This window comes from Orenia sp., from assembly GCF_055140805.1.
In genome coordinates, this window is the sequence record NZ_JBSQYM010000103.1 from 1 (window position 1) to 10762 (window position 10762).

The 10762-nt window shown below is 33.6% G+C and carries 13 protein-coding genes and 1 riboswitch; all 13 genes read left to right on the forward strand.

Going from position 1 to position 10762, the window contains the following annotated elements; all coding sequences use genetic code 11:
* Positions 1-123 precede the first annotated feature (123 nt).
* A riboswitch (cyclic di-AMP (ydaO/yuaA leader) is annotated at positions 124-321 on the forward strand.
* 132 nt (positions 322-453) lie between these two features.
* The 13 genes from ACTCDL_RS10625 (at position 454) to ACTCDL_RS10685 (ending at position 10578) form a co-directional block, all read left to right on the forward strand.
* Positions 454-678 (forward strand): AtpZ/AtpI family protein, encoded by a 225-nt coding sequence (locus ACTCDL_RS10625; RefSeq protein WP_463176450.1) that lies wholly within the window; start codon positions 454-456, stop codon positions 676-678.
* Positions 679-681: 3 nt separating this feature from the next.
* Entirely contained in the window at positions 682-1059 is a 378-nt protein-coding gene (locus ACTCDL_RS10630; RefSeq protein WP_463176452.1) for an ATP synthase subunit I, read from the forward strand.
* 28 nt (positions 1060-1087) lie between these two features.
* The gene (gene atpB, locus ACTCDL_RS10635) at positions 1088-1813 is read left to right on the forward strand and encodes a F0F1 ATP synthase subunit A (RefSeq protein ID WP_463176453.1); all 726 of its coding nucleotides are present in this window, start codon (positions 1088-1090) and stop codon (positions 1811-1813) included.
* 32 nt (positions 1814-1845) lie between these two features.
* The gene (gene atpE, locus ACTCDL_RS10640) at positions 1846-2403 is read left to right on the forward strand and encodes an ATP synthase F0 subunit C (protein ID WP_463176454.1); all 558 of its coding nucleotides are present in this window, start codon (positions 1846-1848) and stop codon (positions 2401-2403) included.
* A 38-nt stretch (positions 2404-2441) separates the two neighbouring features.
* A complete protein-coding gene (gene atpE / locus ACTCDL_RS10645; protein ID WP_463176455.1) occupies positions 2442-2702 on the forward strand; it encodes an ATP synthase F0 subunit C in 261 nt (86 codons plus the stop codon).
* Positions 2703-2831: 129 nt separating this feature from the next.
* The gene (gene atpF, locus ACTCDL_RS10650) at positions 2832-3335 is read left to right on the forward strand and encodes a F0F1 ATP synthase subunit B (RefSeq protein WP_463176456.1); all 504 of its coding nucleotides are present in this window, start codon (positions 2832-2834) and stop codon (positions 3333-3335) included.
* Positions 3329-3904, forward strand: coding sequence for an ATP synthase F1 subunit delta (atpH, locus tag ACTCDL_RS10655; RefSeq protein ID WP_463176457.1), 576 nt, complete (start codon positions 3329-3331; stop codon positions 3902-3904). Before atpF ends, atpH begins: the two co-directional genes overlap by 7 nt.
* Positions 3894-5423: a F0F1 ATP synthase subunit alpha gene (gene atpA / locus ACTCDL_RS10660; RefSeq protein WP_463176458.1), complete on the forward strand. Its 1530-nt coding sequence runs from the start codon at positions 3894-3896 to the stop codon at positions 5421-5423. Before atpH ends, atpA begins: the two co-directional genes overlap by 11 nt.
* Before the next feature lie 38 nt (positions 5424-5461).
* Positions 5462-6316, forward strand: coding sequence for an ATP synthase F1 subunit gamma (gene atpG / locus ACTCDL_RS10665; protein WP_463176459.1), 855 nt, complete (start codon positions 5462-5464; stop codon positions 6314-6316).
* 122 nt (positions 6317-6438) lie between these two features.
* Complete coding sequence (gene atpD / locus ACTCDL_RS10670; protein WP_463176461.1) at positions 6439-7866, forward strand: F0F1 ATP synthase subunit beta; 1428 nt, start codon at positions 6439-6441, stop codon at positions 7864-7866.
* A gap of 11 nt (positions 7867-7877) precedes the next feature.
* Complete coding sequence (locus tag ACTCDL_RS10675) at positions 7878-8279, forward strand: F0F1 ATP synthase subunit epsilon (RefSeq protein WP_463176462.1); 402 nt, start codon at positions 7878-7880, stop codon at positions 8277-8279.
* Between the two features lie 335 nt (positions 8280-8614).
* Complete coding sequence (locus ACTCDL_RS10680; RefSeq protein ID WP_463176463.1) at positions 8615-9235, forward strand: YueI family protein; 621 nt, start codon at positions 8615-8617, stop codon at positions 9233-9235.
* A gap of 95 nt (positions 9236-9330) precedes the next feature.
* Complete coding sequence (locus tag ACTCDL_RS10685; protein ID WP_463176464.1) at positions 9331-10578, forward strand: UDP-N-acetylglucosamine 1-carboxyvinyltransferase; 1248 nt, start codon at positions 9331-9333, stop codon at positions 10576-10578.
* Positions 10579-10762 lie beyond the last annotated feature (184 nt).

Here is a 10762-nt window from a genome sequence, read left to right on the forward strand (position 1 = left end):
AGATGTGTATAAGAGACAGCTAATATCTATTAGGATGTATTCGTTTTATATCACATTTTTAAGTAAAGTTTACTCACTTAAAGAAACTTTACAATGTTATGTTTTTGTAGTATAATGAAAACTAAATTAAAAGTGCCTAATCTATAAAGAGCGGGGGAACCGACTTTGGGGTGAATCTAATAGTAAATTTAGGTATGAGGTTAAGTGAATGTTAAGTATTTAGTTATAGTTATTCTTGACCTTAAACTTAAATTTTATATTAGTAGGGTATCCTCTACCCGAATCCGACAGCTAACCTCGTAGGCATGTGAAAAAGGGGGACATACTTTTCCACAGGTGTTACTATATGTTCCTGTGGTTTTATGTATATTTAGAGATATATTGTGTAAACTAGAAAAGGGTAATTTTAATTTCTAGACATTAGTTAATTATTAAATACATAGGAGAATTATAATGAAGGACAACATAGGTGTTCTTAAAGCTTTAGCTTTATTATCTCAGGTAGGCATTAGTATTGTAGTGCCTATAGTTATTTGTGTTTGGTTTGGTAATAAACTTGATGAATGGTTAGGTACTAAGGTTATTTTTTTGATTTTTTTTACTATTTTAGGTGTTATATCAGGGTTTAAAAGTGCTTATAGATTACTTATGGCTACTGAGAAGGATAGGAAGGGATAGTTAGTGGAAGAATTAAAGGAGACTAGATTTTTTATAATTAAATGGGCTGTTTTGCTGGATTTGCTCTTAATAGGAATATTAGTTTTATTTGATATAAAAAGTGCTTTTGGATTATTTGTAGGAGCATTAATGAGTATTGTGAATTTTTATTTATTATCTAATTCATTACAGAAAGCTGTTAAATTTCCACCTGTTAAAGCTGGTCTATATGTATTTGTTCAATACATATTAAGATATACTTTGTGGTTCTTAGTTTTTTATATTTCTTTGCAGAGAAAAGATGTTAGTTTATTGACTACCATAATTGGTATGCTAACAGTCAAAATTGTTATTTTAATCACTAATGCTTTCAGTTGTTGGGAAAGCAAGCAAGTTGTTTAGAATCTTGTAGAAAGGGGGGAGGAGTTAAATGGATTTTTTTCATAAGTTACTAGATTTTATGTTTCTTAATAAGGTAGATGCAGAGTCATTTTCACCACATGTTATGTTCCATATAGGAGATATACCTGTTAAATCTACAGTAACTACTACATGGTTTATAATGATTATTTTAGCTATATTTTCTTGGTTAGCTACTAGAAATCTTCAGCAAAGGCCTAAGCCTGGTAGTTTACAGAGTATAGCAGAGATGTTTGTAGAAACTATACAAGGTTTAGTTGAAGATGGTATGGGAGAAGGAATGAAAAAGTTTGTTCCTTATATAGGTACACTTTTTCTTTATTTACTATTTGCTAACTTATTAGGTATTATTCCTGGTAGAGATTTATTGAATTTATATACACCTACTGCAGATTTAAATACAACCTTTGCTCTAGGTTTTATTACCTTTATCAATATTCACTTCTTTGGTATAAAAGCCAAAGGTATTTTATCTTACTTAAAGTCTTATTTTGAGCCAATGCCTTTTATGTTTCCGTTGAATGTTATTGGAACTTTGGCTGATCCTGTATCTATTTCTTTCCGTCTCTTTGGTAATATGTTAGGTGGAATAGTTATCATGGGATTATTGTTTAGTGTTGTAACAGTTGTTCTTCCAGGAATAGCTAGTCTCTATTTTGATGTTTTTGCTGGATTGTTACAAGCCTTTATCTTTACGATGTTGACTATGACCTATATTTCAGTAGGGATGGAATAATTTATTAAGATACAGGGAAAGGAGGGGATTAAGTGGACGATATATCTAATATAGTTACCTTCTTGTTGAATTGGCTAGAGCAATTTAGTCCTAAGGCTTTAATTTTAGCAGCAACTGCTTTATCTGCTGGCTTTGCAATGATAGCAGGGATTGGTCCAGGTATAGGCCAAGGTTATGCAGCTGGAAAAGGTGCTGAAGCAGTAGGAGATAACGAACAAAATAGTAATAATATCACATTAGTGATGTTACTTGGTGCAGCTGTAGCTGAAACATCAGGGATCTTCTCTTTGGTTGTTGCTTTAATTTTATTATATGCTAATCCATTAATTAATTTAGAAGGTATAGGAATAGTCATTGCAGCATCTGCTTTAGGAGCAGGTTTAGCAATGATAGCAGGAATTGGTCCAGGTATAGGCCAAGGTTATGCAGCTGGAAAAGGTGCAGAACGTGTTGGTCAAAGACCTAAATACCAAGGTTTAATTGTAAGAACTATGTTATTAGGGCAAGCGGTAGGACAGACAACGGGTATTTATGCTTTAGTTGTTGCTTTAATTTTATTGTTTGCCAATCCATTACTTAGGTTAATGTAAGTTAAATATTAATATAATCTTTAAAGGAGGAAAAACAAATGACTGATAAAGCATTAGTTTTAGCAGCATCAGCTATTGGTGCAGGTTTAGCGATGATAGCAGGTATTGGAGCAGGTATTGGACAGGGATTTGCAGCAGGAAAGGGTGCTGAAGCAGTAGGTAAGCAACCTGAGGCTCAAGGTGTTATTGTAAGAACAATGTTATTAGGTGCTGCAGTTGCAGAAACCACTGGTATTTATGGCTTGGTAATTGCTTTAATCTTATTATTTGCTAATCCACTTATTAAGTTATTAGGATAATCATTAATGCTAATAAGGGAGTGAAGATGGATAATGATGTATTATTCATCTTCTATTTTGATTATTTGTATTTCTTATAAGTTTTTATTTATAATGGAAATTTATTTTTTGAAGGGAGGTAGCAAATAAGTGATTAGTTTAGATGTAACTTTCTTTTTCCAAGTTATTAACTTTATTGTACTATATTTGATTTTACGTCATTTCTTATTTGAGCCTATTAGTAATTTTATGAATGAACGTTCTGAGAAAATTTCAAATCAGATTGATAAAGCTAAGAAAAAAGAAAAAGAAGCTATTGATTTGAAAGAGGAGTATCAAAATAGATTGAGAGAAGCTAAAAGTGAGGCACAAGAAATAATAGAAGAAAGCCGTCGTAGAGCACAAAGAAATAAAGAGGATATTATTAATGAAGCGAAAGCTGAAGCTAATAATAAGATTGAAAGAGCAGAAAAAGAGATTGTTCGTGCTAAACAACAAGCTATTGAAAATCTTAAAGATGAAGTAACAAATATCTCAATTCAAATGACTAAACAATTGTTAGAGAAGTCCATTAATAAGGACTTGCAAGAAAAGACAGTAGAGAGTTATATTGAAGGAATAGATAAAGATAAGTTGGGTGAGCTAGGATGTTAAGAAACCAAGTAGCTGAAAGATATGCTCAAGCTTTATTTGAATTGGCGATGGAAGAAGAAGTTTTAGGGGAAACTGAAAAGCAATTTAGAGAACTTATTGATGTAATTAATGATAGTGATGATTTGAAGAAACTAATTAATCATCCTAAGCTTAGCAATGGACAAAAGAAGGAGACTTTAACAGAGTTATTTGAAAATCAATTATCAAGTTATTTAATGAACTTTCTTAAGATATTGATAGATAAAGGAAGAGTAGATTATCTACATACTATTTATCAACAATTTAAAAAATTAGTTGATATGCAAGAAAATATATTGGAAGTTCAGGTTATTTCACCGATTGATTTAGCAAATAAGTATCAAGAGAAATTAAAGATTAAATTAGAAAATATTACAGAAAAAGCAATCTCTTTAAAGTTGAAAGTTCAGCCTGATTTATTAGGCGGGTTGATTTTGAAAATTGGAGATAAAGTAGTTGATGGGAGTTTATTAAATCATCTTAAAAAGCTTGAAAATACATTAAAAGGTTTAGAAGTAAGCAAGTTAGGGGTGAAAATAGATGAATCTTAGACCTGAAGAGATTAGTTCTATAATTAAAGGACAGATAAAAAATTATAATGTAGAACTAGAAGTAAAAGGTGTAGGAACTGTACTTAATGTTGGTGATGGAATTGCCAGAATTTATGGTTTAGAAGATGCTATGGCTGGTGAATTACTAGAATTTGATAGTGGTGTCTATGGTATGGCACTTAACTTAGAAGAAGATAGTATAGGTTGTGTTATCTTAGGTGATGAATCTAAGATTGAAGAGGGAGATACTGTAAATAGAACTAATAAAATTGTTGAGGTTCCTATTGGTCAAGAGTTAAAGGGGCGTGTTGTTAATTCATTAGGTGAACCTATTGATGGTAAAGGACCAATTAATAGTAATGAAGCTAGACCAATTGAGTCTGAAGCACCTGGAATAGTAGACCGTCAGCCTGTAAAGCAACCACTACAAACAGGTATTAAAGCAATTGACTCTATGGTACCTATTGGTAAGGGACAACGTGAGTTGATAATCGGTGACCGTCAGACTGGTAAAACAGCTATTGGAATCGATACAATCATTAATCAAAAAGGTAAAGATGTAGCGTGTATTTATGTAGCGATTGGACAGAAATCTTCTACAGTTGCTCAAATTGTAAATAAATTAGAAGAAGCAGGTGCTATGGAATATACAACAGTAGTTTCCGCTTCTGCTAGTGAACCTGCTTCATTACAGTACTTAGCTCCTTATGCTGGTTGTACTATTGGAGAAGGGTTTATGTATCAGGGAGAAGATGTTCTAGTTGTTTATGATGATTTATCTAAGCATGCTGTTGCTTATCGTGAAATGTCATTACTTTTAAGAAGACCACCAGGACGTGAAGCTTATCCAGGTGATGTATTCTACTTGCACTCTAGATTATTAGAACGTGCTGCTAAGTTAAATGATGAGTTAGGTGCTGGTTCTTTAACAGCTCTACCTATTATTGAAACACAAGCAGGAGATATTTCGGCATATATCCCTACAAATGTAATCTCTATTACTGATGGTCAGATATTCTTAGAGAGTGAATTATTCTTCTCTGGTGTTAGACCAGCAGTTAATGTAGGATTATCTGTATCTCGTGTAGGTGGTAATGCACAGATTAAAGCTATGAGATCTGTTGCAGGAACATTAAAGTTAGATATGTCTCAGTATCGTGAATTAGAAGCTTTTGCTCAATTTGGTTCTGATCTTGATGAATCTACTCAGAAGAAATTATCTCGTGGAGAGAGAATAGTAGAAGTATTAAAACAGGATGAAACTAATCCATTAGAAATAGAGGATCAAGTTATGATTATCTATGCAGTAACTAATGGTTACTTAGATGATATCCCTGTTGAAGATATTACAAAATTTGAGAGAGAGTTTATTAAATTTATGCAGGATACTCACCCAGAAGTGGGAGAAGCTATTGTAGAAAGTGGTAAGCTAGAAGAGAATACAGAAGAGAATTTAAAAGCTGCAATTAAAGAATTTAAAGATACTTTTGCTACTAGCAAAGATAGAGCAACTGCTTAATTAATCTTCTTTTGCTAGGAAAGTGAGGTGATTTAACGATGGCAAGTATGCGGGATATTAAGCGGCAAATTACTAGTGTCGAAAGTACTAAAAAGATAACTAGAGCTATGAAGATGGTTGCTGCTGCTAAGTTAAGAAAGTCCCAAGAAAGAGCAGAGAATGCTAAGCCTTTTTTTGATAAAACTAAAGAAACACTAGCTGATATTACAGCTAGAATAGATGATGATTTACATCCTCTACTTGAAAAGCGTGATGTTAAGAAGATAGGGTATGTATTCATTACTGGTGATCGGGGATTATGTGGTGCGTATAATAGCCGTGTAATCAAAGAGGTTGAGAAAAGCTTGAAAGAAACTGATAAGGATAGTGCTTTAATAAGTATCGGTAAAAAAGGTAGGGATTACTTCAAAAATAAAGCAGAGATTATCTCTGAATATATTGAAGTTGAAGATAGTCCTGGTTTCTCTACAGCTACGAACATAGCTAATGAGTTGGTAGAGTTATATATAGAAGGAATTTTAGATGAGATTCATCTAGTATATACTCAATTTAATTCTGTAGTTAGCCAAAGTGTAGAGAAACTACAGATATTACCGATTGAGCCACCAGAATCATTAGAGGTTAATAACCCCGAAGAAAGTTACCTTTATGATCCATCAGCAGAAGAAGTTCTATCTGCTGTATTACCACAGTATTTAAAGAATGTTATCTTTGGTGCCCTAATACAATCAAAAGCTGGTGAGTTTGCTTCTCGAATGACAGCAATGGATTCGGCTACAGATAATGCTGAAGATATGATTGACAAACTTAAATTATCTTATAACCGTGCTCGTCAAGCTGCTATTACTCAAGAGTTATCAGAGATTGTTGGAGGAGCAGAAGCATTAGATTAGTAGGTCATAAAAATTTCATAATGACTATATGATTCTGTATTTTATGAAAAGCACTAAGTATAATAATTTAACTCCATAAAGTTCAATTTATGAAATTGACTGAAGTTAAAGGAGGTATTAGAATGAGTGGAGAGAATAACTCATCTCAAAATATTGGGCGAGTAGTAGAAGTTATTGGTCCAGTAGTTGAGGTTGAATTTAGTAATGAACAGTTACCTGAAATCAATGGTGCGATAAAGATTGTAGATAAAGAACATGATAGAGAAGTAGTTGTTGAGGTTATGCATCAAGTTGGTGATAACCGTGTAAAAGGTGTATCTATGAGCTCTACTGATGGATTAAAAAGGGGTATGGAAGCTATCGATTTAGGTGGTCCTATTTCTGTACCAGTAGGAGAAGAATGTTTAGGTCGTATTTTCAATGTATTAGGTGAAGCAGTTGATAAAGCAGGAGAAGTAAAGACTGATAAATATCTTCCAATACATAGAGAAGCACCAAGTTATGAAGAACAAGATACATCAACTGAAATCTTTGAAACAGGAATTAAAGTTATTGACTTGTTAGCACCTTACTCTAGAGGTGGTAAGGTAGGTCTATTTGGTGGTGCAGGTGTAGGTAAGACAGTATTAATTCAGGAATTAATCAATAATATCGCTACTGAGCATGGTGGTTTCTCTGTATTTACAGGAGTAGGAGAGCGTACTCGTGAAGGTAATGATTTATGGTTAGAATTCCAAGAAGCAGATATATTAGATAAAGTAGCCTTAGTTTATGGACAGATGAATGAGCCACCTGGAGCAAGAATGAGAGTTGGACTAACAGGTCTGACTATGGCTGAATACTTCCGTGACGAAGCTGGTAAGGATGTATTGTTATTTATAGATAATATCTTCCGTTTTGTGCAAGCTGGTTCTGAGGTATCAGCATTATTAGGTAGAATGCCATCAGCGGTAGGTTATCAACCGACTTTGGCAACAGATGTTGGAGAGTTGCAAGAGAGAATCACATCTACTAAGAAAGGGTCTATCACTTCAGTACAGGCAGTATATGTACCTGCTGATGACTTAACTGACCCTGCGCCAGCAACTACATTTGCTCACTTAGATGCAACTACAGTATTATCAAGACAGATTGCTGAGAAAGGTATCTATCCAGCAGTTGATCCATTGGATTCTACTTCTACTATTTTGAGTCCAAGTACTGTGGGAGAAGATCATTATAATGTTGCTCGTAGAGTCCAAGAAACTCTACAGAAGTATAAAGATTTACAAGATATTATTGCGATTTTGGGTATGGATGAATTATCTGAAGATGATAAATTAGTTGTATCCCGTGCTCGTAAGATTGAACGTTTCTTATCACAGCCATTCTCTGTAGCAGAGCAATTTACTGGTATGCCAGGTAAGTATGTACCAGTTAATGAAACTGTACGTGGTTTCAAAGAGATTTTAGAAGGTAAGCATGATGACTTACCAGAAGAAGCTTTTCTTTTTGTTGGTACAATAGATGAAGCTATAGAAAAGGCTGAAAAAGAAAAAGGTCGTGATTAATCGTGTCCACAATGAAACTAAGTATCATTACACCAGAAAAGGTGGTCTATGATGGAGAAGCATCTATGGTAACTGTAAGAACTATAGATGGTGATAGAGGGTTTTTAGCAGAACATCAACCTTTAGTGACCGGTCTAGATATTGGTCAGATTAAACTCAAGAACAATGACCAAGAGAGGATATTAGCATCTAGTACAGGTTATATCGAAGTAAAACCTGAAGAGATTAGTATCTTGGTTGATACTGCTGAATACTCTGATGAGATTGATGTGGACCGAGCTAAATCTGCTAAAGAAAGAGCCGAAAAGCGATTATCTAAAGATAATAGCTCAATTAATTCTAAAAGGGCTGAGATTGCTTTAAAGAAGGCTATGAATAGATTAAAAGTCAGCAAAGGTAGAAATTTTGAGTAAGAGAGTAAAATCTCTTGCTCTTTTTTTATTTAAGTGGTAAATTATACTATGAAGGCTGGGTAATATTAATCGATAATCAGATACCATAACTGAATATGCATTCAAGTTTAAGGTGAGATTAAAGAGAGAGTGTGCGACACTTTGTGTCAAGTGTGAGCTATGAGTGTGAGTGTGTGTAAAACTTCTTTTTATTGGGGTTTACTCACACTCACACACCCGCTCACGCTAATTTTAAAAGTGTCGCAATATCTCCATATAGTGTTATATTTTGTTATATTTAAGTTTTATTCCAAAGTTGTATGATTATAATATTGATAGTTAAGGAATAATGATAAATGAAAAAAGAAATTCAACGGGGTGAGGTCATGAGTGAAGATAAAGATATTCAACAAGAAGCTATAATTGAGAATCAAGGTAAAAGTGATTTAGAACAGAGGGTCAGTGCAGGAATTCGTGGTGGTTTTGAACTGAAGAAAGGTGAGAAGAATAGGTTTTTGGGTGAGTTCAAAGAAAGAGTTTTAAAGGCGTTAACCTTTGAACAGATCGAAGAACCAGGGACATATCCAGAGGTTTTAGAAGCTATTAAGAATAATGAAGCAAAGAAGCTAATAATTAATCGAAGAGTAGATATGGATAAAGCTAAGGATTATATTAGATTGGCTAGAGAGCATGATTTATCTTTTAAAAAAGTAGATTCACCTGATTTCAAAGGAGATATAGGTCTAGTTGTGGTAAGCGACCATGCGGTTAAGCAGAATGATATTCTGATTAAGAATAGAGTGACTAGTTTGAAAGAACAAGGGCTACCAATAGAACTTATTAATGCTAAAGGGGAGAAAGTATGTGAAGAATGTTATCAAATGATTAAGGAAAAAGCACCAGAAGAATTAGCAAATTATCAAAAAATGAGTTGGTTAGACAAGATTATAGGAAAAAAATGTCCTACTAATCATTAATTACTGGGTTAAATTTTATTCTTTAAAGAAGGAACTAAGCCAAGAACCAAGAAGATAATTATTGAATTGTGATAAATTTGATTAGGAGGATTAAGATGAGTTTTCTAATAGTAGAGGAAGTAAGCAAATTAGAAGGTAGGGTCAGTATTAGTGGTGCCAAAAATGCCGCCTTACCAATTGTTATGGCTGCACTGATAGGAGAAGGGGAAAGTATTTTAGAGAATATTCCTAATTTAAGAGATATAAATAACTTAATTAAGATAGTAAATTCCTTAGGAGCTAAAACTCAGTATAATAATAATAGATTAAAGATTAGTACAGATACTATTAATCGCTTAAATATTCCTTATAATTTAGCTAGGAAGATGCGGGCTTCTTATTATGTTCTTGGAGCGTTATTGGCTCGTTTTGGACATGCTTCTACTTCATTGCCAGGTGGCTGTGAGATAGGTAGTAGACCTATTGACTTACACCTTAAAGGATTTAAAGCTTTGGGTGCTGAGATAAATATAGAGCATGGCGTAGTAGAAGTTAAAGCAGATAAATTGATTGGAGCTAAGATTTATCTGGATTATCCAAGTGTAGGGGCTACATCAAATATTATGATGGCAGCAACTAAAGCAGAAGGTCAGACCCTGATTGAAAATGCTGCTAGAGAGCCTGAGATTATTGATTTAGCTAATTATCTTAATGTAATGGGGGCTAAAATTAAAGGTGCGGGGACAGATGTTATCAAAATAGAAGGTGTAAAAAAATTAAAAGGCAGAGAATATACAATTATTCCTGATAGAATTGAAGCAGGAACTTATATGATGGTTGCTGCCATTACAGAAAGTGACTTGTATATAGATAATGTATTAGTAGAGCATGTCAAGCCATTAATCGCTAAGCTAAGGGAGATGGGAGTTATAGTTGAGGAAGATGTTAATAGTGTCAGAATCATCTCAGAAGGTAAATTAATGTCTGTTGATATGAAAACTTTACCTTATCCAGGATTCCCTACAGATATGCAAGCACAGTTTATGGCTTTATTGACCAAAGCTGAGGGAGCTAGTATGGTGATAGAGACTGTCTTTGAAAATAGGTTTGGTCATGTTGATGAATTAAAGAGAATGGGCGCAGATATCAAGATAGATGGTAGGTCTGCTATTGTAAAAAAATCGAAATTAACAGGAGCTAAAGTTAAGGCTACTGATTTAAGGGCAGGAGCTGCTTTAATTATAGCAGGATTGGTAGCAGAAGGGGAGACTGAGATTAGTGATATTTATCATATTGAACGTGGATATGAAAATATATTAGATAAATTAGGTAGTATTGGTGTAAATATTAGAAAGGTAAATTGATAAATTATTTTAAGAAAGCGACCATATCATTATGGTTGCTTTTTTTAATGGTTTGTTTTATTTTCTGTATACTTTGGGGAAATTACGACACTTTTTACTTCAGTGTATAGTTGATAATTGATAGTTGACAGTTAAGTTCAAAATCATTTAAACATAGGTTTTTAGTCTTTTAACTATCCACTAC

Coding starts and splice junctions, on each gene's coding strand:
- ACTCDL_RS10675 (WP_463176462.1), top strand. CDS start 7,878: ATGAAACTAAGTATCATTACACCAGAAAAGGTGGTCTATGATGGAGAA.
- atpE (WP_463176455.1), top strand. CDS start 2,442: ATGACTGATAAAGCATTAGTTTTAGCAGCATCAGCTATTGGTGCAGGT.
- ACTCDL_RS10685 (WP_463176464.1), top strand. CDS start 9,331: ATGAGTTTTCTAATAGTAGAGGAAGTAAGCAAATTAGAAGGTAGGGTC.
- atpG (WP_463176459.1), top strand. CDS start 5,462: ATGGCAAGTATGCGGGATATTAAGCGGCAAATTACTAGTGTCGAAAGT.
- atpA (WP_463176458.1), top strand. CDS start 3,894: ATGAATCTTAGACCTGAAGAGATTAGTTCTATAATTAAAGGACAGATA.
- atpD (WP_463176461.1), top strand. CDS start 6,439: ATGAGTGGAGAGAATAACTCATCTCAAAATATTGGGCGAGTAGTAGAA.
- ACTCDL_RS10680 (WP_463176463.1), top strand. CDS start 8,615: ATGAAAAAAGAAATTCAACGGGGTGAGGTCATGAGTGAAGATAAAGAT.
- ACTCDL_RS10625 (WP_463176450.1), top strand. CDS start 454: ATGAAGGACAACATAGGTGTTCTTAAAGCTTTAGCTTTATTATCTCAG.
- atpB (WP_463176453.1), top strand. CDS start 1,088: ATGGATTTTTTTCATAAGTTACTAGATTTTATGTTTCTTAATAAGGTA.
- atpH (WP_463176457.1), top strand. CDS start 3,329: ATGTTAAGAAACCAAGTAGCTGAAAGATATGCTCAAGCTTTATTTGAA.